This window comes from Pseudomonas sp. RIT-562 (genome assembly GCF_026241895.1).
GTDB classification, from domain to species: domain Bacteria; phylum Pseudomonadota; class Gammaproteobacteria; order Pseudomonadales; family Pseudomonadaceae; genus Aquipseudomonas; species Aquipseudomonas mandelii_F.
On the sequence record NZ_JAPJIV010000023.1, the window covers coordinates 52,823 to 78,385 of the forward strand.

A 25,563-nucleotide genomic window follows, 5' to 3' on the forward strand; every position below is an offset into this window, starting at 1 on the left:
GCCGCCATGTTGAAAGTCAGCGTTTATCGTTACAACCCTGATCAGGACGCCGCGCCGTTCATGCAGGATTTCCAGGTCGATACCGGTGGTAAAGACCTGATGGTGCTGGACGTGCTGGCCCTGATCAAAGAGCAGGACGAGGGTTTCTCCTATCGTCGCTCTTGCCGTGAAGGTGTTTGCGGTTCCGACGGCATGAACATCAACGGCAAAAACGGCCTGGCGTGCGTTACGCCATTGTCCGCTGTCGTAAAAGGTAACAAGTTGGTTGTTCGTCCGCTGCCAGGTTTGCCGGTTATCCGTGACCTGGTCGTCGATATGAGCATCTTCTACAAGCAATACGAGAAGGTTAAGCCTTACCTGCAGAACGACACGCCGGCTCCGGCCATCGAGCGTCTGCAGTCCCCTGAAGAGCGTGAAAAGCTCGACGGTCTGTACGAGTGCATCCTGTGCGCCTGCTGCTCGACCTCGTGCCCGTCCTTCTGGTGGAACCCGGACAAGTTCCTGGGTCCAGCTGCCCTGCTGCAAGCGTACCGCTTCCTGGCAGACAGCCGTGATACCAAGACGTCCGAGCGTCTGGCTTCGCTGGATGACCCGTTCAGCGTATTCCGCTGCCGCGGGATCATGAACTGCGTCAACGTATGTCCGAAAGGCCTGAACCCGACTAAGGCCATCGGTCACATCCGTAACATGTTGCTGCAAAGCGGCGTGTGATTCAGCTGTAGCACCGCTGTACCCGTAGATGCTACGGCGCAGGCTTCAACCGGCGCCGTAGTTTTAACCTGAGCAGCAGCTCAAAAAGCTGCAGCTCTTATTTTGAAGAAATGAGACAAGCAGGGGCATCCGGGCTGGTACCCGGACTATCAGCGTGATCCTAGGTGGCTTGTTTTAGTCGCTGCATTCGGACTTCTGCAAGCGTGCTCGGTGTCGACGCCGGTGGTGTTCCCCTAACCGAGGGTGACCAAGCATGCAAGAAAGCGTGATGCAGCGCATGTGGAACAGCGCCTACCTATCCGGTAGTAACGCTGCCTATGTGGAAGAGCTCTACGAGCTCTACCTGCACGACCCTAACGCTGTGCCAGAAGAGTGGCGCACCTACTTCCAGAAGTTGCCTGCTGATGGCAACACTGCCACCGATGTTTCGCACTCCACGATTCGCGATCATTTCGTCTTGCTGGCAAAGAACCAGCGCCGCGCCCAACCGGTTTCCGCCGGCAGCGTGAGCAGTGAGCACGAGAAGAAGCAAGTTGAAGTGCTGCGATTGATCCAGGCCTACCGTATGCGTGGCCACCAGGCAGCCCAGCTTGACCCGCTGGGGCTGTGGCAGCGTCCTGCACCTGCAGACCTGTCGATCAATCATTACGGCTTGACCAATGCCGATCTTGATACGACCTTCCGTGCCGGCGACCTGTTCATCGGCAAAGAGGAGGCGAGCCTACGCGAAATTCACGAAGCGTTGCAGCAGACATATTGCCGCACCATCGGCGCTGAATTCACGCACATCACCGATTCCGAGCAGCGCCAGTGGTTCCAGCAGCGTCTGGAAAGCGTGCGCGGTCGTCCGACGTACTCCGCCGACATCAAGAGCCACCTGCTCGAGCGCGTCACCGCCGGCGAAGGCCTGGAAAAATACCTGGGTACCAAATACCCGGGTACCAAGCGTTTCGGCCTGGAAGGCGGCGAGAGCCTGATCCCGATGCTCGACGAGCTGATCCAGCGTTCCGGTTCCTACGGCACCAAGGAAATCGTCATCGGCATGGCCCACCGTGGCCGTCTCAACGTGCTGGTCAACACCTTCGGCAAGAACCCGCGCGAGCTGTTCGACGAGTTCGAAGGCAAGAAGAAGGTCGAGCTCGGTTCCGGTGACGTTAAATATCACCAGGGCTTCTCGTCCAACGTGATGACCACCGGCGGTGAAGTTCACCTTGCGATGGCATTCAACCCGTCCCACCTGGAAATCGTATCGCCAGTGGTCGAGGGTTCGGTGCGCGCCCGTCAGGATCGTCGTAACGACCCTACCGGCGAGAAGGTATTGCCGATCTCCATCCACGGCGACGCGGCATTTGCCGGTCAGGGCGTGGTGATGGAAACCTTCCAGATGTCGCAGACCCGCGGTTTCAAGACCGGCGGTACCGTGCACATCGTGATCAACAACCAGGTTGGTTTCACCATCAGCAACCCGCTGGACTCGCGTTCCACCGAGTACGCCACCGACGTTGCGAAGATGATCCAGGCGCCGATCCTCCATGTGAATGGCGATGATCCGGAAGCCGTGTTGTTCGTGACCCAGCTGGCCATCGACTACCGCATGCAGTTCAAGCGTGACGTGGTGATCGACCTGGTCTGCTACCGTCGTCGCGGCCACAACGAGGCCGACGAGCCTAGCGGCACCCAGCCGATCATGTATCAGCAGATCACCAAGCAGCGCACTACCCGTGAGCTGTACGCTGATCGCCTGACCCAGGGCGGAGTGCTCGACGCAGAGCGTGTTCAGGCGAAAGTCGACGAATACCGCAACGCGTTGGACAACGGCCTGCATGTAGTAAAAAGCCTGGTCAAAGAGCCGAACAAAGAGTTGTTCGTGGACTGGCGTCCGTATCTGGGACACGCCTGGACCGCGCGTCACGACACTCGTTTCGACCTGAAGACCCTGCAGGAACTGTCCGCCAAGCTGCTGGAAATTCCGGAAGGCTTCGTGGTTCAGCGCCAGGTGTCGAAGATCTACGAAGACCGTCAGAAAATGCAAGCCGGCGGCCTGCCGATCAACTGGGGTTACGCCGAAACCATGGCGTACGCGACCCTGGCGTTCGAAGGTCACCCGATTCGCATGACGGGTCAGGACATCGGTCGCGGTACGTTCTCGCACCGTCACGCTGTCTTGCACAACCAGAAAGACGCGGGCACCTACATCCCGCTGCAGAACCTGTACAACGGCCAGCCACGTTTCGACCTGTACGATTCGTTCCTGTCCGAAGAAGCCGTGCTGGCGTTCGAATACGGTTACTCGACAACCACGCCTGATGCGCTGGTTATCTGGGAAGCCCAGTTCGGCGACTTCGCCAACGGTGCCCAGGTGGTTATCGACCAGTTCATCACCAGTGGCGAGCACAAGTGGGGCCGTCTCTGCGGTCTGACCATGCTGCTGCCGCACGGTTATGAAGGTCAGGGTCCGGAGCACTCTTCGGCTCGTCTGGAGCGTTACCTGCAACTGTGCGCCGAGCACAACATCCAGGTAGCGGTACCGACCACGCCGGCCCAGATCTACCACTTGCTGCGTCGTCAGGTGATCCGTCCGCTGCGCAAGCCGTTGATCGTGCTCACTCCGAAGTCGTTGCTGCGTCACAAACTGGCCGTATCGACCCTGGAAGATCTGGCCGAAGGTTCGTTCCAGACCGTTATCCCGGAAATCGATGCACTGGACCCGTCCAAGGTCGAGCGCGTTGTTCTGTGTAGCGGCAAGGTCTACTACGACCTGCTGGAAAAACGCCGTGCCGAAGGTCGTGACGACATCGCCGTCGTGCGCATCGAGCAGCTGTACCCATTCCCTGAGGACGACTTGAACGAAGTCCTGGCTCCGTATACCAACCTCAAACATATCGTTTGGTGTCAGGAAGAGCCGATGAACCAGGGTGCCTGGTACTGCAGCCAGCACCACATGCGCCGCATCGTTGGCAATCACAACAAGGCACTCGTACTCGAGTACGCCGGTCGTGACGCTTCCGCTGCACCTGCTTGTGGTTATGCATCGATGCACGCCGAGCAGCAGGAAAAACTGCTGCAAGACGCCTTTACTGTTTAACGCCTTCGCGCACCTGAAACCGAATTTAAGGACCCACAGATAATGGCTATCGAAATCAAAGCCCCCACTTTCCCGGAATCGGTTGCCGATGGCACCGTTGCCACCTGGCACAAACAACCGGGCGACGCTGTAAAGCGTGATGACCTGATCGTCGATATCGAAACCGACAAGGTTGTTCTGGAAGTGTTGGCGACTGCTGACGGCGTGCTGGGCGCAATCGTCAAGAACGAAGGCGACACCGTTCTGTCCGACGAAGTCCTGGGCTCTATCGAAGCGGGCGGCGCTGCTGCCGCGCCTGCCGCTGCCGCTGCTGCTCCGGCCGCTGCACAAGCTGCTGCTCCTGCTGCCGAAGGCGAAGACGATCCGGTTGCTGCTCCGGCCGCTCGCAAGCTGGCTGAAGAGAACGGTATCAACATTGCTTCCGTTGCCGGCACCGGCAAAGGCGGTCGTGTGACCAAGGAAGACGTGGTGGCAGCTGTTGCCGCCAAGAAGTCCGCTCCGGCTGCCGCGCCTGCCAAGGCTGCAGCACCTGCTGCCGCTGCTCCAGTGTTCGCTGCTGGCGACCGCATCGAGAAGCGCGTACCGATGACCCGCGTTCGCGCTACCGTGGCCAAGCGCCTGGTAGAAGCTCAGTCGAACATGGCGATGCTGACCACTTTCAACGAAGTCGACATGACAGAAGTCATGGCCCTGCGTTCGAAGTACAAGGACCTGTTCGAGAAGAGCCACAACGGCGTACGCCTGGGCTTCATGTCGTTCTTCGTCAAGGCTGCCACCGAAGCTCTGAAACGCTTCCCGGCTGTCAACGCGTCGATCGACGGTGCCGACATCGTTTACCACGGCTACGCCGACGTTGGTGTAGCGGTTTCCAGCGATCGTGGCCTGGTTGTTCCAGTCCTGCGTAATGCTGAACTGATGAGCCTGGCTGAAATCGAAGGCGGCATCGCCACCTTCGGCAAGAAGGCCCGTGACGGCAAATTGTCCATGGACGAAATGACCGGCGGCACCTTCACCATCACCAACGGTGGTACCTTCGGTTCGATGATGTCGACTCCGATCGTCAACCCGCCGCAAGCGGCCATCCTGGGCATGCACAACATTCTGCAGCGTCCTATGGCGATCAACGGTCAGGTCGTTATCCGTCCGATGATGTACCTGGCTCTGTCCTACGATCACCGCCTGATCGATGGCAAAGAAGCTGTGACCTTCCTGGTTACCATCAAGAACCTGCTGGAAGACCCGGCTCGTTTGCTGCTGGATATCTGATAGAAGCAGCTGCAGGTTTCAGGTTTCAGGGTGCAAGCAATTGCAGCCTGGCCTGAGGCTTGCGGCTTCAAGCTTGTTGCCAAAAGAGGATTTTTGAATGTCGCAGAAATTTGACGTAGTAGTGATCGGCGCGGGCCCTGGCGGCTACGTGGCTGCCATCAAGGCAGCGCAGCTGGGCCTTTCGACTGCCTGCATCGAGAAATACACCGACAAGGAAGGCAAACTGGCTCTGGGCGGTACTTGCCTGAACGTCGGCTGCATTCCATCCAAGGCGCTGCTGGACAGTTCCTGGAAGTACAAGGAAGCCAAAGAAGGCTTCGCGATCCACGGTATCAATCACGCTGGCGTGACCATGGACGTGGCGGCAATGGTTGGCCGTAAAGCCAACATCGTCAAGGGCCTGACCTCTGGCGTTGCGACCCTGTTCAAGGCTAACGGCGTCACTTCCCTGCAAGGCCACGGCAAACTGCTGGCCGGCAAGAAAGTCGAGCTGACCAAGCCAGACGGCACCGTGGAAATCATCGAAGCCGAGAACGTGATCCTGGCATCCGGCTCGCGCCCTATCGACATTCCACCGGCTCCGGTTGACCAGAACGTGATCGTCGATTCGACTGGCGCGCTGGAATTCCAAACCGTACCTAAGCGTCTGGGCGTGATCGGCGCTGGCGTGATCGGTCTGGAACTGGGTTCGGTATGGTCGCGTCTGGGTTCCGAAGTCGTGGTTCTGGAAGCACTGGAGAAGTTCCTGCCAGCCGCTGACGAAGCTGTTTCCAAGGAAGCCTTCAAGACCCTGACCAAACAAGGTCTGGACATCAAGCTGGGCGCTCGCGTCACCGGTTCGAAAGTCAACGGCGACGAAGTCGTGGTGAACTACACCGATGCCAACGGCGAACAGAACATCACGTTCGACAAGCTGATCGTTGCCGTTGGTCGCCGTCCAGTGACCACCGAGCTGCTGGCAGCTGACAGCGGTGTGAACATCGACGAACGTGGCTTCGTTTTCGTTGACGACCAGTGCGCCACCAGCGTACCGGGCGTTTACGCAATCGGCGACGTGGTTCGCGGCATGATGCTGGCGCACAAGGCGTCCGAAGAAGGCATCATGGTGGTTGAGCGCATCAAGGGCCACAAAGCCCAAATCAACTATGACCTGATCCCGTCTGTTATTTATACTCACCCGGAAATCGCGTGGGTTGGCAAAACCGAGCAGACCTTGAAAGCCGAAGGCGTTGAAGTTAACGTCGGCACCTTCCCGTTTGCAGCCTCTGGCCGTGCCATGGCAGCCAACGATACCGGTGGTTTCGTCAAGGTTATCGCTGATGCCAAGACTGACCGCGTATTGGGCGTCCACGTGATTGGCCCGAGCGCTGCAGAACTGGTTCAGCAGGGCGCGATCGGTATGGAATTCGGCACCAGCGCTGAAGACCTGGGCATGATGGTTTTCTCCCATCCGACCCTGTCTGAAGCCTTGCACGAAGCAGCTCTGGCAGTGAATGGCGGCGCCATCCACATTGCCAACCGCAAGAAGCGTTAAGACAAGACAATAAGAAACCACGGCGGAAGGCCCGTCGTGAGCCTTGCGTGCAAGACTCACCGCGGAATGTCCGCCGGACGCAGCCTTGCGTAGTCTCACCGGTTATCCGGAACACCTACGCAAGCAGCAGTCACAGGTGGTGCGGCACTGAACAAGTGCAGCACCGAATGCGCAGTACCTAACGAAGACGGTAATAAGCATGAATCTTCACGAGTATCAGGGTAAGCAGCTGTTCGCTGAATACGGCCTGCCAGTATCCCAGGGTTTCGCCGTAGACACCCCGGAAGCAGCAGCAGAAGCGTGCGACAAAATCGGCGGGACCGAGTGGGTTGTCAAAGCCCAGGTTCACGCAGGTGGTCGCGGTAAAGCGGGCGGCGTAAAGCTGGTTCGCAGCAAAGAAGACGCCAAAGCATTCGCTCAACAGTGGTTGGGCAAGCGTCTGGTGACTTACCAGACTGATGCCAACGGTCAGCCAGTCACCAAGATCCTGGTTGAATCGTGCACTGACATCGCCAAAGAGCTGTACCTGGGCGCTGTTGTTGACCGTTCGAGCCGTCGTATCGTGTTCATGGCTTCCACCGAAGGTGGCGTGGATATCGAGAAAATCGCTCACGATACTCCTGAAAAAATCCTCAAGGCCACTATCGATCCACTGGTTGGCGCTCAGCCATTCCAGGGTCGCGAGCTGGCTTTCCAGCTGGGTCTGGAAGGCAAGCAAGTTGCCCAGTTCGCCAAGATCTTCGTTGGTCTGGCCAAACTGTTCCAGGATCACGATCTGGCCCTGCTGGAAGTGAACCCGCTGGTGATCAAGGCTGACGGCGATCTGCATTGCCTCGACGCCAAGATCAACATCGACGCCAACGCCATGTACCGTCAGCCTAAGCTGAAGACTTTCCACGATCCGTCGCAAGACGATCCGCGCGAAGCGCACGCTGCCAAGTTCGAACTGAACTACGTAGCGCTGGAAGGCAACATCGGTTGCATGGTCAACGGTGCTGGCCTGGCCATGGGTACCATGGACATCGTCAACCTGCATGGCGGCAAACCAGCCAACTTCCTCGACGTGGGCGGCGGTGCTACCAAAGAACGCGTAACCGAAGCGTTCAAGATCATCCTGTCCGACACTAACGTCGCTGCAGTATTGGTCAACATCTTCGGCGGCATCGTTCGTTGCGACATGATTGCCGAAGGCATCATCGGTGCAGTGAAAGAAGTCGGCGTGAAAATCCCGGTTGTTGTTCGCCTTGAAGGCAACAACGCTGAGCTGGGCGCTAAAGTACTGGCAGAAAGCGGTTTGAACATCATCGCTGCTACCAGCCTGACCGACGCTGCTCAACAAGTCGTTAAAGCTGCGGAGGGCAAATAATGAGCGTCCTGATCAATAAAGACACCAAAGTTATCTGCCAGGGTATTACCGGTTCGCAAGGTAGTTTCCACACCCAGCAAGCCATCGAATACGGCACCAAGATGGTTGGCGGCGTAACTCCTGGCAAAGGCGGCACCGAGCACCTGGGTCTGCCAGTGTTCAACACCGTGAAAGACGCTGTAGCTGCCACTGGCGCCACCGCCAGCGTGATCTACGTTCCTGCTCCTTTCTGCAAGGACTCGATCCTGGAAGCTGCTTTCGGCGGCATCAAGCTGATCGTTTGCATCACCGAAGGCATTCCTACCCTGGACATGCTGGACGCTAAAGTTAAGTGCGACGAGCTGGGTGTTACCCTGATCGGCCCTAACTGCCCAGGCGTGATCACCCCAGGCGAATGCAAGATCGGCATCATGCCAGGTCACATTCACTTGCCAGGCAAGGTCGGTATCGTTTCGCGTTCCGGCACCCTGACCTACGAAGCTGTTAAGCAAACTACTGACGCCGGTTTCGGTCAGTCGACTTGCGTCGGCATCGGTGGTGACCCGATCCCGGGTTCGAACTTCATCGACATCCTGAAGCTGTTCCAGGAAGACCCGAAGACCGAAGCGATCGTAATGATCGGTGAGATCGGCGGTTCGGCTGAAGAAGAAGCGGCTGCCTACATCAAGGCACACGTGACCAAGCCGGTTGTTTCCTACATCGCTGGTGTGACTGCCCCTGCGGGCAAGCGCATGGGCCATGCTGGCGCAATCATCTCTGGCGGCAAGGGTACTGCAGACGAGAAGTTTGCTGCCCTGGAAGACGCAGGCGTGAAAACCGTGCGTTCGCTGGCAGATATCGGCAAGGCTCTGTCCGAGCTGACCGGTTGGGCAATCAAGTAAGCCTCGCGCTTAGCTTGTAGCTCTGCTGACAAAGGCCACCTTCGGGTGGCCTTTGTCGTTTCTGAAGATCACAAGATCGCAGCCTCGTTTCACTCGACAGCTCCTACGGGCGATTGCATTCCTACTGTAGGAGCTGCGGAGTAACGAGGTTGCGATCTTTGACCTTTATATATGTAAACGCGACATCATAATGTCGTAGATCGGATAGTTCGCCCCCTAACAGTGCGTTTGCCGCGCGAATTCGTTAGTCTAGCCGCCATTTTGCGTCCGCCGCCCACAAGGCAGCCACGCGCTTAACGGGTCAGTCCCATACGGATCGACAGCATTTCCCTCACCCACAAGGGAAATCCCTCTCTAAATTCCGATTCAGTAGTGTGGTATTTCCTTAATGAAAGTGTTGAAAGGCCAGGACATCCTGGCACTTGGTTTTATGACGTTTGCCCTGTTCGTCGGGGCTGGCAACATCATCTTCCCGCCTATCGTCGGTTTGCAGTCCGGGCCACATGTCTGGATGGCGGCGTTGGGTTTCCTGATCACGGCGGTCGGCCTGCCGGTGATCACCGTGGTCGCGCTGGCCAAGGTCGGCGGAGCAATGGATGCCTTGAGCAGCCCGATCGGTAAAATTGCCGGTGGCCTGCTGGCCGCCGCGTGTTACCTCGCCGTGGGGCCTTTGTTCGCCACGCCGCGCACGGCTACCGTGTCGTTCGAAGTGGGCCTGGCGCCGTTGACCGGCGAGAGCCCGCTGGCGCTGTTCCTCTATAGCTCGGTGTACTTCCTGCTGGTGTTTTTCATCTCGCTGTATCCAGGTCGCCTGCTGGACACGGTCGGACGCTTCCTCGCACCGCTGAAGATCATCGCCCTGGCGGCCCTCGGTATTGCCGCATTCGCGCTGCCGGCCGGCGATATCGGCGTGGCCACCCCGGAGTACGTCGCGGCACCGTTCTCCCAGGGCTTCATCAATGGTTACCTGACCATGGATACCCTCGGCGCGCTGGTGTTTGGCATCGTCATCGTCAATGCCATCCGCTCCCGTGGAGTCGAGTCGCCTGCGTTGATCACCCGCTACGCGATCATCGCCGGGCTGATTGCCGGCGTGGGCCTGGCGCTGGTGTATATCAGCCTGTTCCGCCTGGGTTCGGGCAGCCATGAAGTGGCAGCCGGTGCAACCAATGGCGCGGCGGTATTGCACGCTTACGTCCAGCACACCTTCGGCTCCCTGGGCAGTGGTTTCCTCGCGGTGCTGATTTCGCTGGCTTGCCTGGTGACTGCGGTGGGCCTGACTTGCGCCTGCGCTGAATACTTCAGCCGGGTGCTGCCACTGTCCTACAAGACCCTGGTGATTATCCTCGCCGCGTTCTCGCTGCTGGTGTCCAACCTTGGCCTGACCAACCTGATCGCGTTCTCGATCCCGGTGCTGACAGCGATCTATCCGCCATGCATCGCCCTGGTAGCGCTGAGCTTCTGCAAGGACTTCTGGCATGAGCAGGGCCGCATCGTCGGTCCGGTGATGCTGGTGTCGTTCATCTTCGGCCTGATCGACGCTCTTAAAGGCGCGGGCCTGGCGGACTGGATGCCGACGCAACTGACCCACCTGCCGCTGAGCGAGCAGGGCCTGGCGTGGTTGGTACCGTCGGTGATGACCCTGGTGGTCGCCGTGGTCTGCGACCGTCTGCTGGGCAAGCGCGAAGAAGCGCTGGCCTGAGAGGCTCCCCGGTAGAAAGTCGAAATGCCCCGTATCAATCGATACGGGGCATTTTTTTTGTGGTTGGATTTTCTTGCCGTACGCTGATCAATAATGTGGGAGCGGGCTTGCTCGCGAAGGGGGCTTAACATTCAATAGAGATATTGCCTGGCCGGCCCTCTTCGCGAGCAAGCCCGCTCCCACAGGTTTTCACTTCTGCGCTAACACATCACAAGGACCTGCATGTCGTTCATCCACGCCAACCTGATACACATCCTTGCTGCCGTCTGGTTCGTCATCTGCTGGGGCGGGTACACCCGCTATGCCACTTGGAAGGGCCGCGATACGGCCTGCCTGGCCAGTGTGCTGCACCTGTATCGCGAAGACTGGATGCGCCGGATGCTGCTGCGCGACAACCGGATCGCCGACGCCAGCGTGGTCGGTAACCTGGAGCGCAATGCTTCGTTCTTCGCCTCAAGTACGCTGATTATCCTCGCCGGTATCCTCACAGTACTCGGTGCGTCGGAACGGGCGGTGTCGCTGCTGGCGGATATTCCGATGGTCCAGCAAGCGTCACAGGGCATGTCGGAGATCAAGTTGCTGTGCCTGGCGCTGGTGTTCGTCTACGCCTTCTTCACCTTCAGCTGGTGCATGCGCCAGTACAACTTTGCGGCCATTCTCATTGGTTCGGCACCGATGGTGGGCGAGCGCCACGTTTCCGAGCAGGAGCGCAAGGCCTTCGCCGCGCGTGCGGCGCGAGTCATCTCGATGGCTGCCAACCAGTTCAACTTCGGCCTGCGTTCTTACTATTTCGGCATGACCATGCTGGCCTGGTTTGTCAGCCCCTGGCTGTTCATGTTGATGAGCGCTGGAGTAGTGCTGGTGCTGTATCGCCGCGAGTTTCATTCCGACGTTCTTGACGTGATGGTCTATACCCCTACAGAGGCACCATTGCCTGACGCAAACAAGGAGGCAGTTTGATGAGTATTCCGTTCTGGTGCGTGTTTATCAGTGCGCTACTGATATACGTGGCCCGCATGCCGGTGGCCAAGGCCATGAAAGAGCAGGGCGGCTACAACAATCACTTGCCACGTCAGCAACAGGCGCAACTCACCGGTTTTGGCGCACGGGCTTTGGCGGCGCATCAAAACAGCATCGAGGCGTTCATTTTGTTTGCCGTGGGGGTTTTGATGGCGCATACCACGCAAACGGTGGGATGGCTGATCGACTCGCTGGCGATCATCTTTGTGATTGCCCGGGTGATCTACTTGCTGTGCTATTGGGCAGACCTGGCCTGGCAGCGCAGCCTGGTGTGGCTGGTCGGATTAGTGTGTTCGTTACTGTTGATGATTAGTCCGACTTTTAGAACGATTTTGCTCTAACTAAAGCCTTTGAATAAATGACAGGCAAAAGAAAACCCGCAGTTGGCGGGTTTTCTTTTTCACACCAAAAAGCGAATTATTGCTTCTTGGCAGCTTCTTCTTGTGCAGCCTGATTCGATTCAGCCTGAGCTTTGGCAGCTTCGGCGTTTTCTTTGGCGGCGTCGTTCACTTTATCCTGTGCTTTGTTCATGTCTTGCTGGGCTTGCTCAGCATGTTGGTTAGCATCTTGAGCTTTGTCCTCGGATTTTTTATCGCAAGCTGCGAGACCAAGGGAAGCGGTCAACATCAAGGCAATAGCTAAAGTCTTCTGCATGGGGTGTTTCTCCTTATGGAAAGTATCTACTGGCCTTTCGAGCATGGCCGTCAGCGTTAAGTTCCTCATATCACACAGATATATAAGAATATTCTCACTGGAACTTTTGGCGACATCGCTTGATGCGATTGTTTAACATTTGGAAGGATTTTGATAAATGGCTGAAAACCCCGTTTTTGAGCGCGCAACGCGGTTTCTGTCGGCGCTGCGTCACTGTCATGTGCTTGGACTGAGTGTGCACAGCGCCAGCCAGGACGGACTCACTGTCGTGCTGCCCTACAGCGCCCAGATCGTTGGCAATCCGCAGACTGGGGTCATCCATGGCGGCGCCCTGACTACGCTGATGGACACTGCCTGCGGCATGTCCACGCTTTGTGTGCTGCCCGAATTCGAAGTCTGCCCCACACTCGACCTGCGCATCGACTACATGCATGCCGCTGAGCCGCACAAGGACGTCTACGGCTTCGCACAATGTTACCGGGTGACGACGGATGTGATTTTTGCCCGCGGTTTCGCCTATCAGGACGATCCCGAGCAACCCATTGCCCATGTGGTCGGCACATTCATGCGCATGGGCAAGACGATCAAGGGTACCAAGGGCTTTGGTGGCGCAATTGCCGGAGGTACAAAATGAATGACGCTTTCAAGACACAACTGCAGCAGGCTCACGAGCAAGGTGACTATGCCTCGCTGTTGCACCTGATTCCCTACGCCAAGTTGATCGGAGTCGAATGCTCGAGGGTCGGGGATGAGCTGCTGTTTCGCTTGCCGGCCAACAAGGACAACATTGGTAACCCTTTATTGCCGGCCATCCATGGCGGGGTCATTGCCGGGTTCATGGAGTTATCTGCAGCGCTGCACCTGCTGGTGTTTACCGGCTCGCCGGGCGTGCCGAAAATTATCGACTTCTCCCTGGATTACCTGCGGGCCGGGCAGTTTCGTGATACCTGGGCGCGCTGCCAGGTGTGTCGCCAGGGCCGACGGGTCGCGAATGTCGCCATTACTGCCTGGCAAAGCACCGAAGGCGAGCCCATTGCCACGGCGCGTGCGCATTTCAAAATCGAAGAGCCCTTGAAATCCTGATCCAAGCCCCCAACTTTGATGACAACCCGCCGCCGACCCTGAAGGTCGTGGCCACTGCCATCTGATTGGAGTTTGATGACCATGAGTGTGGAAACTCAAAAGGAAACCCTGGGCTTCCAGACCGAGGTGAAGCAGCTGCTGCACCTCATGATCCATTCGCTGTATTCCAACAAGGAAATTTTCCTTCGCGAATTGATCTCGAACGCCTCTGACGCTGTCGACAAATTACGTTTTGAAGCCCTGGCCAAGCCAGAGCTGCTGGAAGGTGGCGCCGAGCTGAAAATCCGCGTGAGCTTCGACAAGGACGCTAAAACCGTCACTCTCGAAGACAACGGTATCGGCATGAATCGCGAAGACGCGATTACGCACCTGGGCACCATCGCCAAGTCCGGCACTGCCGACTTCATGAAGCACCTGTCGGGTGACCAGAAGAAAGACTCGCACCTGATCGGTCAGTTCGGCGTCGGCTTCTACTCCGCGTTCATCGTTGCCGACAAAGTCGACGTGTACAGCCGTCGTGCCGGCGATGCTGCCAGCGAAGGTGTGCACTGGTCGTCGAAAGGCGAAGGCGACTTCGAAGTGGCAACCATCGAGAAAGCCGAGCGTGGCACTCGCATCGTCCTGCACCTGAAGTCCGGTGAAGACGAATTTGCCGATGGCTGGCGTCTGCGCAACATCATCAAGAAGTACTCCGATCACATCGCCTTGCCGATCGAGCTGCCAAAAGAAGTGACGGCGGCCGAAGGTGAAGAGCAATCAGCCGTTGAGTGGGAAACCGTCAACCGCGCCAGCGCCCTGTGGACCCGTCCGCGCAATGACGTGAAGGACGAGGAATACCAGGAGTTCTACAAGCACATTGCCCACGACTTCGAAAACCCGCTGAGCTGGAGTCACAACAAGGTCGAAGGCAAGCTGGAATACAGCTCGCTGCTCTACGTACCGGCCCGTGCTCCGTTCGACCTGTACCAGCGTGAAGCGCCAAAAGGCCTGAAGCTGTACGTGCAGCGCGTGTTCGTGATGGACCAGGCCGAGTCGTTCCTGCCGCTGTACCTGCGCTTCATCAAGGGCGTGGTCGATTCCAATGACCTGTCGCTGAACGTGTCGCGGGAAATCCTGCAAAAAGACCCGATCATCGACTCGATGAAGTCCGCGCTGACCAAGCGTGTACTCGACATGCTGGAAAAACTGGCGAAGAACGAACCTGAGCAATACAAGGGCTTCTGGAAAAACTTCGGTCAGGTCATGAAAGAAGGCCCGGCAGAAGATTTCGCCAACAAGGAAAAGATTGCCGGCCTGCTGCGCTTCGCGTCCACCCAGGGCGAGGAAGGCGAGCAAGTGGTGTCCCTGGCCGAATACCTGGCTCGTGCCAAGGAAGGTCAGGACAAGATCTATTACCTGACCGGCGAAACCTACGCCCAGGTCAAGAACAGCCCGCATCTGGAAGTCTTCCGCAAGAAAGGCATCGAAGTGCTGCTGCTGACTGACCGTATCGACGAGTGGCTGATGAGCTACCTCAGCGATTTTGACGGCAAGTCGTTTGTCGACGTGGCGCGCGGTGACCTGGATTTGGGTAATCTGGACTCGGAAGAGGACAAGAAGGCCGCTGAAGAAGTCGCCAAGTCCAAAGAGGGCCTGGTTGAGCGTCTGAAAACTGCACTGGGTGATTCGGTTGCCGAGGTGCGGGTTTCCCACCGCCTGACCGACTCTCCGGCGATCCTGGCCATTGGCGAACAGGACCTTGGCTTGCAGATGCGCCAGATCCTCGAAGCCAGTGGGCAGAAGGTGCCGGATTCGAAGCCGATCTTCGAATTCAACCCCGCTCACCCGCTGATCGAGAAGCTCGACAGCGAACAGAGCGACGAGCGCTTTGGCGACCTGTCGCACATCCTGTTCGATCAGGCGGCCCTGGCGGCCGGTGACAGCTTGAAAGACCCGGCGGCCTATGTGCGCCGTCTCAACAAGCTGTTGGTTGAACTGTCGGTTTAACCGAGCTGTAATAAAAAACCCGCTTCGGCGGGTTTTTTATTGCGGTTTTTTTTGCCGTGACCCCTTGTTGTGTTGGTACCGGCCTCTTCGCGAGCAAGCCCGCTCCCACATTGGTGCGCGGTTTAACTGTGGGAGCGGGCTTGCTCGCGAAGGCGGCGGCGCTAACCCCACAAACCTCAAGGCAACTCAATACGCTCGCTTTCCCCCGGCACCGTCGACCAATCCCCAGCCGCCCACCGCCGCCGCGCTTCATCGATCGCCGTCGGGTCACTTGCGACAAAATTCCAGTTGATCCGCCGCGGCCCATCCAGCGGCGCGCCACCCAACAGCACGGCATGACAGTCGCTTTCGGCGAACAATGTCATCTCTGCTCCGGCCGGCAGCACCACCAGCGAATGGGGTTCAACCTGCTCGCCATCGAGTTGCACCTCACCCTCCAGCACATACAGCGCACGCTCTTCATGCTCGGTGGGAATCAGCAAGGTGGTTGCGGTCTGCAGGTGGAGTTCGGCATACAGCGTAGGAGAAAGCACCGGCACCGGCGATTCCAGGCAAAAGCCTGATCCGGCAATCATCCGGATCTGCACCCCGAGATTGTCACTGACCGGAAGGGTGGCGGCGGGATGATGGCTGTAATGCCCCGGACCCTGTTCGTGTTCCCTGGGAGAGGCGAGCCAGACCTGCAGGCCATGCATCGTGAAGCCGCTTTCCTTCAACGCGGCAGGCGTACGCTCCACGTGGGCAATGGCGCTGCCTGCCGTCATCCAGCTGACGTCACCGGGCGCCACGACCTGATCGGAGCCAATGCTGTCCTTGTGTTGCAGCTGACCCTGAAACAGGTAGGTGAGGGTAGAGAGGCCGATGTGCGGGTGTTGGCGGATGTTCATGCCCGTTCCTGCGGCATAACGTGTTTCAAGCATGTGGTCAAAAAAAACGAAGGGCCCGACGCTGCGGCACTTGGCCGACGGCAACGGGCGAAGAATCGGCTGGCCCGCGACATCTTCGATGCGAGGGCGGATCACGAGCGGAGAGTTCATGGTGCATTCCAGGCTGAGCGGGTGACGCCAAGAGCATAACCCGCTTGCACAGCCCTTGCCGCTATTGGCTGAATGCGCCTTCGGACAGGTGGGTTTCGATGCTGACGTCGGTGGTGGTCATCAGCTTGTGGATAGGGCAGCGGTCGGCCACGCGATGCAGTTCGTCACGCTGGGCGTCGGTGAGTACGCCCTTGAGCGTCAGCTTGACGTGCAAGGCATATTTACCTTTCTGCTCTTCAGCGTTATCGCGCTTGACCTCGACGGTGACGCCAGTCAGCGGGATGTCTTTCTTCTTGGCGTACATCTTCAGGGTCAGGGCCTTGCAGGCGCCCAGGGCCGCATCGAAATAGTCATGGGGCTCCGGCGCGGTGCCTTCACCTCCTGAAGTGGTTGGTACATCGGCAAAGAGTTCATGGTCGTCGATTTGTACGCTGTGGCGAAAACCTTCGGCGGAGACGGTATTGACGGTAACTGTCATGGTGCACCTCGCAGGCGGTAGGAAAAATCATTCAATGAAAACGGGTCGTGAAGTTATAGAGCATTCTGACCCGTACGCGTTCCACTTTCCTATCCGGTGAACCCTGATGCGCACCCGAGGGTCTACGCTGTTCCTGACCGCTGGAGATTGCCCGTGCACCCGTTCCGACTCAGCCTTGCCTGCCTGCTGGCCTTATCAAGCGCTGCTGCCAGTGCACGCGAATATGCCTACAGCGATGCGCATCTGCATTACGTAGATTTCTTCCAGGAAACTGCGGGGATGCCCAAGTTGCTCAAGGCCATGACGGACAATCGCATCGAACACGTGATGATCTCCGGTGTTCCAGTGGCGAAAAAATGGCATGAAGATGAGCCCAAGCGGCCGCGTTACTACGCCGGCGATGATGCGGATGCTTATTGGTACAGCGCAACCGACGTCATAGTCGCGGCGGCAGTGAGCAAGCTGACTGCCGAGCAGCGCCACCGCTTTCATCCGTTCCTGTCCGGTTTCAATCCCAACGACAAAAACTCTGCGGCGCATATCCAGCGCATGCTCGATCTGTATCCGGGCCTCTGGCAGGGCATCGGCGAGGTCTTTACCCGGCATGACGACCTGACGGCGTTGACCTCAGGTGACACGCCGAGGGCCAACAACGAGGCCATGACGCGGATTTATCATCTGGCCGCGGAAAACGACCTGCCGGTGATGGTGCATTCCAACATCACCTCCAAGCGTGAGAAAAATCCGCTCTACCTCGCGGAAATCGAAGAGCCATTGCGCAATCACCCGCACACCCAATTCATCTGGGCCCATGCCGGTACCAGTGCGGAAATTCATCGGCACCAGGTTCGGCTGGATTTCCTGTTGCCGACCCTGACCCGGATGCTGGAGGCCTATCCCAACCTATTCATCGACCTGTCCTGGAGCCTGCTGACCCCGTATCTGCTGGATGAGCAAGGCAAGCCGCGCCAGGAGTGGCTGGCATTGGTGGAGCGCTTCCCGGAGAGATTCATGATTGGCTCGGATGTGGTGGGGCGCTTCAACAAGCTAGGAAAGGAAATGCGCAGCTTCGATCCGTTTCTGGATGCGTTGCCGGAGGACGTTGCCAAAAAGGTCGCCCGCGATAATTTTCTCGCAATCCTGCCGCGCACAATCTCGCGTTAATCACGATCTCCCTCACCACTGGGCCAAAAAAAACCCCGCAATTGCGGGGTTTTTTGTAGCGATGCGGATCAGCTGCCTTTGACAGCCTTGCCGTTCACCGTACCGTCGAGGAGCATGATGTTGTACTCCTTGCCGTCGGTTTCAACCTGTTGCAGGCGTACCAGCAGGTAGTCCCAGTCCTTGGCAAACCACAGCACGGTAATGCGCTTGCTTTGAGTCGGATCGCGCACTCGCTCAACCTTGATCGCGTCGATCTGGCCAGCTTTGGTGTCGACTTTTTCTGAACCCAGCACGCGGAAGTCGTAGGTGTCGACTTCGCCGTCATCGACCACCTGGTAGCTCATGCTTTTTTTGCCGGCAGCGACGTCATGCTGCAGCGCAAGCTGGTAGGTGGATTTGTCGACCATGCCGCGGTTCAGCGGGAGCTTGACCGGGTCACCGCGATCGGTGCCGGTGACCATCTTGGTGGTCCAGTCGAAGTCCAGGTCGGCTTTCTTCGCTTTACCCAGGCCACCACGTTCGAAGTGGTAGGACTGCGGCAGCAGGGTGTCCTTGTCCACGGTCAGGGTGCTTTGTTCGGATAGGCTGGCGATCATCATCGACGCCTTGAAGCTGAGTGTCCAAACGCCGTTGGCGCCCTTGGTCAGACTGCGCTCGGCAGTGCCGCTCATAGGCAGCTGTTTCCAGTCGGCGGTATAGCTGGCGGAGAAAGGTTGAAGTTCTGCAGCCTGCGCCAGTGGCAGGGCGAGCAGAGCGCAAGCGAAGAGCAGGGCGCGACGCATAATATCTCCTAGGTTCGAATCAAGTGACCGCTGGCGGCGAGTAACTTCCCGTCCAGTAAAGCACCTTGCTCACCGAGTGATAAGCGGCCTTCGGCAAACCAGCGTACGGCCATCGGGTAGATCAGGTGTTCCTGGGTGTGGACTCGCTGCGCCAGACTCTGCGGCGAATCATGCAACTCTACCGGTATTACTGCCTGTACGACCAGTGGTCCGCCATCGAGTTCCTCGGTGACGAAGTGCACGGAGCAGCCGTGTTCAGTATCGCCGGCCTCCAGCGCGCGCTGATGAGTGTGTAACCCTTTGTATTTGGGCAGCAGCGAGGGATGGATGTTGAGCAGGCGACCCGCATAGTGACGCACGAAATCAGCGCTGAGAATACGCATGAATCCGGCCAGTACCACGAGTTTGGGGTTGAAGGCGTCGATCAGTTCGATCAGCGCGGCATCGAAGGCTTCGCGGCCCTCGAAAGCCTTGTGATCCAGGGAGCGGGTGTCGATACCCGCGTCCCTGGCGCGTTGCAGGCCGTAAGCGTCGGCGCGGTTGGAAATCACCGCAGCGATGCGGACCGGGCTGTCGCCGGTCCGCGTGCTGTCGATCAAGGCCTGCAAGTTACTGCCGGTGCCGGACAACAGCACCACCACATCACAGGTGACGGACATTAATGCGCCTTAAGGTTCTTCAGCTCAACCTGAGCTGCGCCTTCGGCAGCGGTAGCGATCTGGCCGAGGACCCAAGGCTGCTCGCCAGCTTCACGCAGGACGTTCAGGGCGGTTTCAACGTGCTCTTGAGCTACGCAGATAACCATGCCAACGCCGCAGTTCAGCACGCGGTGCATTTCGTTTTCGTCGACGTTGCCTTGCGCTTGCAGCCAGTCGAACACCGCAGGGCGAGTCCAGCTTGCTACGTCAACTACCGCTTGAGCGCCTTTTGGCAGCACGCGCGGGATGTTGTCCAGCAGGCCACCACCGGTGATGTGAGCCATGGCCTTGACGGCGCCGGTGTCCTTGATCAGCTTGAGCAGCGGCTTCACGTAGATGCGGGTCGGGGCCATCAGCAGGTCGGTCAGCGGTTTGCCGTCGAGCTGGATGTTTTCGATGTCGGCGCCGGACACTTCGATGATCTTGCGGATCAGCGAGTAGCCGTTGGAGTGCGGGCCGGAAGACGGCAGGGCGAGCAGGGCATCGCCGGCAGCGACTTTGGAACCGTCGATGATTTCGGATTTTTCCACGACGCCGACGCAGAAGCCGGCCAGGTCGTAGTCTTCGCCTTCGTACATGCCAGGCATTTCAGCGGTTTCGCCGCCCACCAGGGAGCAGCCGGACAGTTCGCAGCCAGCGCCGATGCCGGTCACGACTTGGGTCGCGGTCTCGACGTTGAGTTTGCCGGTGGCGTAGTAGTCGAGGAAGAACAGCGGCTCAGCGCCGCAAACCACCAGGTCATTCACGCACATGGCCACCAGGTCGATGCCGATGCTGTCGTGTTTGTTCAGGTTCAAGGCCAGGCGCAGCTTGGTGCCGACGCCGTCGGTGCCGGAAACCAGGACAGGCTGCTTGTAGCCGGCCGGGATTTCGCAGAGGGCGCCGAAACCGCCCAGGCCGCCCATGACTTCCGGGCGCGCAGTGCGCTTGGCGACGCTCTTGATGCGTTCGACCAATGCTTCACCGGCGTCGATGTCTACACCGGCGTCCTTGTAGCTCAGGGAGGGTTGCTTGCTCATGATCCAGGCCTTTAGGGGGGATTCAGGGGTAACGACCGAGTCCAGCGGGACCGCAGGAACAGACGAGGGCGGGTGCCATGCGCGAATTCCAAGGTGCCCGGCTGTTGCCGGTCTGCGAAGGCGCGCGATTTTATCAGGCTTGGAGGGCAGCGGCCATCCTCAGGCCGACAGCAGGGGGCATATCGGCCGAAAAAAATCGTCATAGGCCGTATTGGTCGTCTGGCTCATGCCTGTATAAGGTAGCGCCATTAACCGTCTATCGTTATGACAGTGCAAAAACATGCCTGGGCCGGGTGAATGATTTGCCGAGGGGTGTGGTCACAGCCATGCTCGTCCGGTTAACGCGGCCTGTTCCAGCCGCTCCAATATTCAGGAATCTTTCATGGGTTTTTTTCCGAAATGTTTGTTTGTGGGCTGCTTGTCGTTGTTCAGCCTGGTCGGTCATGCCGAAACGGTTAAGAGTCTGTACCAGGTGCGTCAACCTGTGAGCGGCCAGTCGCCGGAGATTCGCGACCAGGCGACCCAGCAAGCGCTGGATACCCTGGTGTTGCGCCTGACCGGCGATGCCAAGGCTGCGCAAAACCCCGGCCTGGCCGCCATTCGCAAGGACCCGCAGCAGATCATCAGCCAATACGGCTTTGAAGCGGGGCCACCGCAAGTATTAAAAGTCGATTTTGACCCTGCCACCACAGAGCAGGCATTGCGTCGTGCCGGGTTGTCCCTGTGGGGCGCCAATCGGCCGTCGATCCTCGGATGGTGGTTGAACGACTCCACCGAAGGTTCAAGCCTGGTCGGCGATGGTCAGGCCAGTGCAACGCCGCTGCGTCGGGCGGCTCAGCATCGCGGGCTGCCATTGCGCTTGCCGCTGGCGGATTTGAGCGAACAGCTGGTGGCGACCGGGCCGACCCTGGAAGGCGGTGATGCGGCCCCGCTGCGCAGCGCTTCGGAACGCTACAACGCCGATGCCCTGCTCGCCGTGCACGCCAAGGAGGAGGGCGGCCAGTGGCTGGCGACCTGGAACCTGTGGCTGGGCGACAAGAAAGAAGCGGGCAGCGTACAGGGCGCCGATCAGGCGGCTGTAGCGGATGCGGTGATGCTGGCGGTCAGCGAGCGACTGGCGCCACGTTTTGTGGTCAAGCCAGGCGCCTCGGGCGAACAGCTGCTTGAGGTCCAGGGCATGAACCTGGAGCGTTATGCCGCCCTCGGGCGTTTGCTCGAACCCTTTGGCATGCGCTTGCAGAGCGTCAACGGCGACCGGATTCTCTATCGGGTTCGCGGCAGCACCGAGCAATTAAAAGCGCAGTTGGCCCTGGCCAAATTGCAGGAGTTGCCCGCAGGGGAGGCGCCTGCACCGGTGGCCCCGGTACAGCCTGCAGTCGATGGTGCGGCGCCCGCTGTAGTACCAACCCCAGCCCCGGTCCCGCAGTTACGTTTTCGCTGGTAGTTTTTTCCCCTTATATAAAAGCAGGAGTGGTTCATGGCCGATACGCGGCGTTGGTTCTGGTTGGGTGGGGTAGTCCTGCTCTGCGCGTTTGTCTGGCTGTTGCATCCGATCCTGACGCCGTTCCTGGTGGCGTTGCTGTTGGCCTATCTGTTCGATCCCCTGGTGGATCGGCTGGAGAGGGCCGGCCTGTCCCGAACCTGGGGCGTGATTGCGGTGTTCGCGCTGTTCACCTTAATAGTGACGGCGCTGCTGCTGGTACTGGTGCCGATGCTGGCCAAGCAAATGTTCCGTTTGTATGAGCTGGCGCCGCAGATGCTTGATTGGTTGCAGCACACCGCGTTGCCGTGGGCCCAGTCGAAGTTCGGGTTGTCGGACGGCTTCTGGAAGTTCGACAAGCTCAAGGCGGCGATCAGCGAGCACATGGGCCAGACCACTGACATCGTCGGAGTGGTGCTGAGCCAGGCCACCGCTTCCAGCCTGGCGGTGATCGGCTGGCTGGCCAACCTGGTGCTGATTCCGGTAGTGAGCTTCTACCTGCTGCGGGATTGGGACCTGATGATGGCCAAGATCCGTAGCCTGCTGCCACGGGATCGTGAAGAGCGTGTGGTCAGCCTGGCAGGCGAGTGCCATGAAGTACTGGGCGCCTTCGTGCGTGGGCAATTGCTGGTGATGGTGGCGCTGGGCTTTATCTATGCAGCGGGCTTGATGCTGGTCGGCCTGGAGCTTGGCTTATTGATCGGCCTGATCGCAGGCCTGGCGGCCATCGTGCCGTACATGGGCTTTGTGATCGGTATCGGAGCTGCGTTGATTGCCGGGCTGTTCCAGTTTGGCGGCGACCTGTACCCAATGATCGGCATCGTTGCCGTCTTCATGGTGGGGCAGGCGCTGGAAGGTATGGTGCTGACGCCGTTGCTGGTGGGTGACCGGATCGGCCTGCACCCGGTAGCCGTGATATTTGCGATCCTTGCGGGCGGGGAGCTGTTCGGCTTCACCGGCATTCTGCTGGCCTTGCCGGTTGCTGCGGTGATCATGGTGCTGGTGCGGCACATGCATGATTTGTATAAGGATTCGGACATCTACAGCGGCGAGGACGAGCCCGAACTTTAGGCTGCGTCATCGAGGCGCTCTACCTGCCCGGTCCTGTACCTGGCGGTGGGTGGCGGGTGTACAACACCCGCCCCCAGCGCCAGAGAATCCGTCACTAAACCGGCAAGTTAACGCAAACCTTTGATTTTGCTTGTGGTCTGTCGCATTGTGCGGTCAGCCTCACGGGTATAAACTTCGCAAACTTTACACAGAGGCCACTAACGGTTCCGTCGGAACTGTTCAGTCAGCATGAAACCGATTCAGCTGCCCCTAGGTGTGCGTCTGCGTGATGACGCCACCTTTATCAACTATTACCCAGGCGCCAATGCCGCTGCACTCGGCTATGTCGAGCGACTCTGCGAAGCCGACGCCGGCTGGACCGAAAGCTTGATTTACCTGTGGGGCAAGGACGGCGTCGGGCGTACGCACTTGCTGCAAGCCGCCTGCCTGCGCTTCGAGCAGCTGGGCGAGCCGGCGGTGTATCTGCCGTTGGCCGAGCTGCTGGACCGCGGAATCGGAATTCTCGATAACCTCGAACAATACGAACTGGTCTGCCTGGATGATCTTCAGGCGGTGGCTGGACGTGCGGATTGGGAAGAGGCGCTGTTCCATCTGTTCAACCGCCTGCGCGACAGTGGACGACGCCTGTTGATCGCCGCATCGACCTCCCCGCGGGAGCTGCCAGTGAAGCTGGCGGACCTCAAATCGCGATTGACCCTGGCCCTGATATTCCAGATGCGTCCCCTGTCCGACGAAGACAAGTTGCGCGCTTTGCAATTGCGCGCATCACGGCGCGGCTTGCACCTCACCGATGAGGTCGGGCACTTCATCCTCACTCGCGGCACCCGCAGCATGAGTGCATTGTTCGAGTTGCTTGAGCAGCTGGATCAGGCGTCCCTGCAGGCGCAGCGCAAGCTGACCATTCCGTTTCTGAAAGAGACATTGGGCTGGTAAAACCCAAGCCCTACAGGCCTTTTGCTGCTTTTCAGACGTGAAAAAATCCGCTTTCCTACAAGGTGTAGGCCGCGCGGGTGTCTAAATGGGGCATTAGCGCTTAGATGAAATCGCGAAACCGAAAAGTCACATAAAGTTCGATTGAATTTGCAAATGAGGATGATAGCGGGCATAGTCTCGGCTTCTTTACAACTATCAGCCACGGTCGTGCCCATGCTAAATCGCTTCGCACCCCTCGTGCCTCTCGCACTCGTTACCCTGTTGTTCGGCTGCGCCGCTCACTCTCCAGTTTCCGAGCCAGCGCCCCAGCAACCGGTTAAATCTGCCGTTACTGCCCAATCCTCTTCCGTTCGTTATCTGGAAACTCCATTCCAGGAAGAGTCGGCGACCGAAAATCAGCTCGCCAGCTTCGCTGACGGCAAGTCGTACCAGCTGCCAGTCCTGGCAGACAGCATCCTCGAACGCGGCATGTCCCTCATCGGTACTCGTTACCGTTTCGGCGGTACCTCTGAAGCCGGCTTCGACTGCAGTGGCTTCATCGGCTATCTGTTCCGTGAAGAGGCCGGCATGAACCTGCCGCGCTCGACCCGGGAAATGATCAACGTGGATGCGCCGCTGGTTTCGCGCAGCAACCTCAAGCCGGGTGACCTGCTGTTCTTCGCTACCAATGGTCGTCGCGGCCGCGTCAGCCATGCCGGCATCTACCTCGGCGATGATCAGTTCATCCACTCCAGCAGCCGCCGTAGTGGTGGGGTTCGGGTTGATAGCTTGGGCGACAGCTACTGGAGCAAGACCTTCATCGAGGCCAAGCGCGCACTCGCGATGGCACCCACCATCGTCACCGCTCGCAAGTAAGCCTACAGTTTGTAAGGCGAACTTAAAGTCTTACTTGAAGTTTGCTGTATAGCGTCTAGAATCCTGATCTATTATTGATGGCTAACCGCCTGCGCACTGCGCCGGCGGTTTTCTTTTCTGCCGTCCCGGTAGAAGTAGCCCCAGCCAGATCAGGGTGTTCTGTAAATGAAGACGTCGGCCCGCCTTGTACTCTTGATCACCGCAGCGCTGCTCAGCGCCTGCGCCAGCCGCACTCCGCCGCCCGCTCCGGCGCCGGTCGTTCGCGCTCCTCTGGTTTTTGGTCCTGCCCAACCGTTTTCGCCTGAAGCCGAAGATGTGCTGTTTCGCGCGCTGGGTTTGGTCGGCACGCCTTATCGCTGGGGTGGCAACACTCCGGATTCGGGGTTTGATTGCAGTGGGTTGATTGGCTACGTCTACCGCGATGTCGCCGGGATCATGCTGCCGCGTACGACTCGCGAGATGATCGGCATGCAGGCGGCCAGTGTCGGCAAGGAAGGGTTGCAAACCGGCGACCTGATTTTCTTTGCCACCAATGGTGGCTCGCAGGTCAGTCATGCCGGGATTTATGTCGGCGAAGGGCGCTTTGTGCACGCGCCGGCTACGGGCGGTACGGTCAAGCTGGATAGTCTTTCCAAGGCTTATTGGCAGAAAGCTTATCTGAGTGCCAAGCGAGTGTTGCAGCCGGAGCATTTGGCGCGTAATCCCTGACTGACCCGACAAACTGTGGGAGCAAAGATTGCTCCCACACAGATCACCGC

At 58.7% G+C, this 25,563-nt stretch carries 24 protein-coding genes; 18 read left to right on the forward strand and 6 right to left on the reverse strand.

The window, feature by feature from the left end; genetic code table 11:
- Positions 1 to 6: 6 nt before the first annotated feature.
- From ORL50_RS23465 to ORL50_RS23505, 9 genes are all read left to right on the forward strand, one after another.
- Positions 7 to 711, forward strand: a complete 705-nt coding sequence (locus tag ORL50_RS23465; RefSeq protein ID WP_266018440.1) for a succinate dehydrogenase iron-sulfur subunit — start codon at positions 7 to 9, stop codon at positions 709 to 711.
- Positions 712 to 964: 253 nt separating this feature from the next.
- On the forward strand, positions 965 to 3,796 hold the full coding sequence (locus ORL50_RS23470) for a 2-oxoglutarate dehydrogenase E1 component (protein WP_266018442.1): 2,832 nt from the start codon (positions 965 to 967) through the stop codon (positions 3,794 to 3,796).
- 42 nt (positions 3,797 to 3,838) lie between these two features.
- Positions 3,839 to 5,062: a 2-oxoglutarate dehydrogenase complex dihydrolipoyllysine-residue succinyltransferase gene (gene odhB, locus ORL50_RS23475; protein ID WP_266018444.1), complete on the forward strand. Its 1,224-nt coding sequence runs from the start codon at positions 3,839 to 3,841 to the stop codon at positions 5,060 to 5,062.
- A gap of 97 nt (positions 5,063 to 5,159) precedes the next feature.
- On the forward strand, positions 5,160 to 6,596 hold the full coding sequence (lpdA, locus tag ORL50_RS23480) for a dihydrolipoyl dehydrogenase (protein ID WP_054049464.1): 1,437 nt from the start codon (positions 5,160 to 5,162) through the stop codon (positions 6,594 to 6,596).
- Between the two features lie 199 nt (positions 6,597 to 6,795).
- On the forward strand, positions 6,796 to 7,962 hold the full coding sequence (gene sucC / locus ORL50_RS23485) for an ADP-forming succinate--CoA ligase subunit beta (RefSeq protein ID WP_045057762.1): 1,167 nt from the start codon (positions 6,796 to 6,798) through the stop codon (positions 7,960 to 7,962).
- Positions 7,962 to 8,843, forward strand: coding sequence for a succinate--CoA ligase subunit alpha (gene sucD / locus ORL50_RS23490; protein WP_150816155.1), 882 nt, complete (start codon positions 7,962 to 7,964; stop codon positions 8,841 to 8,843). Before sucC ends, sucD begins: the two co-directional genes overlap by 1 nt.
- Before the next feature lie 388 nt (positions 8,844 to 9,231).
- Positions 9,232 to 10,545 carry a branched-chain amino acid transport system II carrier protein gene (gene brnQ / locus ORL50_RS23495; RefSeq protein WP_205893843.1) on the forward strand — a complete coding sequence of 438 codons (1,314 nt, stop codon included), beginning with the start codon at positions 9,232 to 9,234 and terminating at the stop codon, positions 10,543 to 10,545.
- A 222-nt stretch (positions 10,546 to 10,767) separates the two neighbouring features.
- Positions 10,768 to 11,505, forward strand: a complete 738-nt coding sequence (locus tag ORL50_RS23500) for a DUF599 domain-containing protein (protein ID WP_266018452.1) — start codon at positions 10,768 to 10,770, stop codon at positions 11,503 to 11,505.
- Positions 11,505 to 11,906 (forward strand): MAPEG family protein, encoded by a 402-nt coding sequence (locus ORL50_RS23505; protein ID WP_266018455.1) that lies wholly within the window; start codon positions 11,505 to 11,507, stop codon positions 11,904 to 11,906. The genes ORL50_RS23500 and ORL50_RS23505 overlap by 1 nt, the downstream gene beginning before the upstream one ends.
- A 76-nt stretch (positions 11,907 to 11,982) precedes the next feature.
- On the opposite strand, the gene ORL50_RS23510 is transcribed toward ORL50_RS23505, so the two are convergent.
- Positions 11,983 to 12,219, reverse strand: coding sequence for a hypothetical protein (locus ORL50_RS23510; RefSeq protein ID WP_266018457.1), 237 nt, complete (start codon positions 12,217 to 12,219; stop codon positions 11,983 to 11,985).
- Between the two features lie 157 nt (positions 12,220 to 12,376).
- Here ORL50_RS23510 and ORL50_RS23515 point away from each other — a divergent pair, with 157 nt between their 5' ends.
- From ORL50_RS23515 to htpG, 3 genes are all read left to right on the forward strand, one after another.
- The gene (locus ORL50_RS23515; protein WP_266018459.1) at positions 12,377 to 12,853 is read left to right on the forward strand and encodes a PaaI family thioesterase; all 477 of its coding nucleotides are present in this window, start codon (positions 12,377 to 12,379) and stop codon (positions 12,851 to 12,853) included.
- A complete protein-coding gene (locus tag ORL50_RS23520) occupies positions 12,850 to 13,302 on the forward strand; it encodes a PaaI family thioesterase (protein WP_266018461.1) in 453 nt (150 codons plus the stop codon). The genes ORL50_RS23515 and ORL50_RS23520 overlap by 4 nt, the downstream gene beginning before the upstream one ends.
- Positions 13,303 to 13,383: 81 nt before the next feature.
- Entirely contained in the window at positions 13,384 to 15,288 is a 1,905-nt protein-coding gene (gene htpG / locus ORL50_RS23525; RefSeq protein ID WP_266018463.1) for a molecular chaperone HtpG, read from the forward strand.
- A gap of 176 nt (positions 15,289 to 15,464) precedes the next feature.
- On the opposite strand, the gene ORL50_RS23530 is transcribed toward htpG, so the two are convergent.
- Both ORL50_RS23530 and ORL50_RS23535 read right to left on the reverse strand, forming a co-directional pair.
- Entirely contained in the window at positions 15,465 to 16,325 is an 861-nt protein-coding gene (locus ORL50_RS23530) for a pirin family protein (protein WP_266018465.1), read from the reverse strand.
- Positions 16,326 to 16,386: 61 nt separating this feature from the next.
- Complete coding sequence (locus ORL50_RS23535; protein ID WP_266018467.1) at positions 16,387 to 16,803, reverse strand: OsmC family protein; 417 nt, start codon at positions 16,801 to 16,803, stop codon at positions 16,387 to 16,389.
- Positions 16,804 to 16,956: 153 nt separating this feature from the next.
- On the opposite strand from ORL50_RS23535, the gene ORL50_RS23540 reads away from it, so the two are divergent.
- Entirely contained in the window at positions 16,957 to 17,967 is a 1,011-nt protein-coding gene (locus ORL50_RS23540; protein WP_416236042.1) for an amidohydrolase family protein, read from the forward strand.
- A gap of 68 nt (positions 17,968 to 18,035) precedes the next feature.
- Here the strand turns inward: ORL50_RS23540 and ORL50_RS23545 are convergent, their stop codons facing one another.
- Genes ORL50_RS23545 through purM form a run of 3 tightly spaced genes read right to left on the reverse strand, consistent with a single transcriptional unit; the run spans position 18,036 to position 20,466 of the window.
- Positions 18,036 to 18,749, reverse strand: coding sequence for a DUF3108 domain-containing protein (locus ORL50_RS23545; protein WP_266018469.1), 714 nt, complete (start codon positions 18,747 to 18,749; stop codon positions 18,036 to 18,038).
- A gap of 8 nt (positions 18,750 to 18,757) precedes the next feature.
- Positions 18,758 to 19,408 (reverse strand): phosphoribosylglycinamide formyltransferase, encoded by a 651-nt coding sequence (purN, locus tag ORL50_RS23550; protein WP_008039219.1) that lies wholly within the window; start codon positions 19,406 to 19,408, stop codon positions 18,758 to 18,760.
- Entirely contained in the window at positions 19,408 to 20,466 is a 1,059-nt protein-coding gene (gene purM / locus ORL50_RS23555) for a phosphoribosylformylglycinamidine cyclo-ligase (protein ID WP_266018472.1), read from the reverse strand. The genes purN and purM overlap by 1 nt, the downstream gene beginning before the upstream one ends.
- 382 nt (positions 20,467 to 20,848) lie before the next feature.
- On the opposite strand from purM, the gene ORL50_RS23560 reads away from it, so the two are divergent.
- The 5 genes from ORL50_RS23560 (at position 20,849) to ORL50_RS23580 (ending at position 25,513) form a co-directional block, all read left to right on the forward strand.
- Positions 20,849 to 21,910: a DUF2066 domain-containing protein gene (locus ORL50_RS23560; protein WP_266018474.1), complete on the forward strand. Its 1,062-nt coding sequence runs from the start codon at positions 20,849 to 20,851 to the stop codon at positions 21,908 to 21,910.
- A 33-nt stretch (positions 21,911 to 21,943) separates the two neighbouring features.
- Entirely contained in the window at positions 21,944 to 23,017 is a 1,074-nt protein-coding gene (locus tag ORL50_RS23565) for an AI-2E family transporter (protein WP_266018476.1), read from the forward strand.
- Positions 23,018 to 23,245: 228 nt separating this feature from the next.
- Complete coding sequence (gene hda, locus ORL50_RS23570) at positions 23,246 to 23,950, forward strand: DnaA regulatory inactivator Hda (RefSeq protein ID WP_266018478.1); 705 nt, start codon at positions 23,246 to 23,248, stop codon at positions 23,948 to 23,950.
- A gap of 213 nt (positions 23,951 to 24,163) precedes the next feature.
- The gene (locus ORL50_RS23575) at positions 24,164 to 24,805 is read left to right on the forward strand and encodes a C40 family peptidase (RefSeq protein WP_266018480.1); all 642 of its coding nucleotides are present in this window, start codon (positions 24,164 to 24,166) and stop codon (positions 24,803 to 24,805) included.
- 165 nt (positions 24,806 to 24,970) lie between these two features.
- Positions 24,971 to 25,513 carry a C40 family peptidase gene (locus tag ORL50_RS23580; protein ID WP_266018482.1) on the forward strand — a complete coding sequence of 181 codons (543 nt, stop codon included), beginning with the start codon at positions 24,971 to 24,973 and terminating at the stop codon, positions 25,511 to 25,513.
- Positions 25,514 to 25,563 lie beyond the last annotated feature (50 nt).

What these genes read in the sequence shown, in the direction of transcription:
- ORL50_RS23465 (WP_266018440.1), top strand. Translation starts at nt 7, where the DNA reads ATGTTGAAAGTCAGCGTTTATCGTTACAACCCTGATCAGGACGCCGCG.
- ORL50_RS23470 (WP_266018442.1), top strand. Translation starts at nt 965, where the DNA reads ATGCAAGAAAGCGTGATGCAGCGCATGTGGAACAGCGCCTACCTATCC.
- odhB (WP_266018444.1), top strand. Translation starts at nt 3,839, where the DNA reads ATGGCTATCGAAATCAAAGCCCCCACTTTCCCGGAATCGGTTGCCGAT.
- lpdA (WP_054049464.1), top strand. Translation starts at nt 5,160, where the DNA reads ATGTCGCAGAAATTTGACGTAGTAGTGATCGGCGCGGGCCCTGGCGGC.
- sucC (WP_045057762.1), top strand. Translation starts at nt 6,796, where the DNA reads ATGAATCTTCACGAGTATCAGGGTAAGCAGCTGTTCGCTGAATACGGC.
- sucD (WP_150816155.1), top strand. Translation starts at nt 7,962, where the DNA reads ATGAGCGTCCTGATCAATAAAGACACCAAAGTTATCTGCCAGGGTATT.
- brnQ (WP_205893843.1), top strand. Translation starts at nt 9,232, where the DNA reads ATGAAAGTGTTGAAAGGCCAGGACATCCTGGCACTTGGTTTTATGACG.
- ORL50_RS23500 (WP_266018452.1), top strand. Translation starts at nt 10,768, where the DNA reads ATGTCGTTCATCCACGCCAACCTGATACACATCCTTGCTGCCGTCTGG.
- ORL50_RS23505 (WP_266018455.1), top strand. Translation starts at nt 11,505, where the DNA reads ATGAGTATTCCGTTCTGGTGCGTGTTTATCAGTGCGCTACTGATATAC.
- ORL50_RS23510 (WP_266018457.1), bottom strand. Translation starts at nt 12,219, where the DNA reads ATGCAGAAGACTTTAGCTATTGCCTTGATGTTGACCGCTTCCCTTGGT.
- ORL50_RS23515 (WP_266018459.1), top strand. Translation starts at nt 12,377, where the DNA reads ATGGCTGAAAACCCCGTTTTTGAGCGCGCAACGCGGTTTCTGTCGGCG.
- ORL50_RS23520 (WP_266018461.1), top strand. Translation starts at nt 12,850, where the DNA reads ATGAATGACGCTTTCAAGACACAACTGCAGCAGGCTCACGAGCAAGGT.
- htpG (WP_266018463.1), top strand. Translation starts at nt 13,384, where the DNA reads ATGAGTGTGGAAACTCAAAAGGAAACCCTGGGCTTCCAGACCGAGGTG.
- ORL50_RS23530 (WP_266018465.1), bottom strand. Translation starts at nt 16,325, where the DNA reads ATGAACTCTCCGCTCGTGATCCGCCCTCGCATCGAAGATGTCGCGGGC.
- ORL50_RS23535 (WP_266018467.1), bottom strand. Translation starts at nt 16,803, where the DNA reads ATGACAGTTACCGTCAATACCGTCTCCGCCGAAGGTTTTCGCCACAGC.
- ORL50_RS23545 (WP_266018469.1), bottom strand. Translation starts at nt 18,749, where the DNA reads ATGCGTCGCGCCCTGCTCTTCGCTTGCGCTCTGCTCGCCCTGCCACTG.
- purN (WP_008039219.1), bottom strand. Translation starts at nt 19,408, where the DNA reads ATGTCCGTCACCTGTGATGTGGTGGTGCTGTTGTCCGGCACCGGCAGT.
- purM (WP_266018472.1), bottom strand. Translation starts at nt 20,466, where the DNA reads ATGAGCAAGCAACCCTCCCTGAGCTACAAGGACGCCGGTGTAGACATC.
- ORL50_RS23560 (WP_266018474.1), top strand. Translation starts at nt 20,849, where the DNA reads ATGGGTTTTTTTCCGAAATGTTTGTTTGTGGGCTGCTTGTCGTTGTTC.
- ORL50_RS23565 (WP_266018476.1), top strand. Translation starts at nt 21,944, where the DNA reads ATGGCCGATACGCGGCGTTGGTTCTGGTTGGGTGGGGTAGTCCTGCTC.
- hda (WP_266018478.1), top strand. Translation starts at nt 23,246, where the DNA reads ATGAAACCGATTCAGCTGCCCCTAGGTGTGCGTCTGCGTGATGACGCC.
- ORL50_RS23575 (WP_266018480.1), top strand. Translation starts at nt 24,164, where the DNA reads ATGCTAAATCGCTTCGCACCCCTCGTGCCTCTCGCACTCGTTACCCTG.
- ORL50_RS23580 (WP_266018482.1), top strand. Translation starts at nt 24,971, where the DNA reads ATGAAGACGTCGGCCCGCCTTGTACTCTTGATCACCGCAGCGCTGCTC.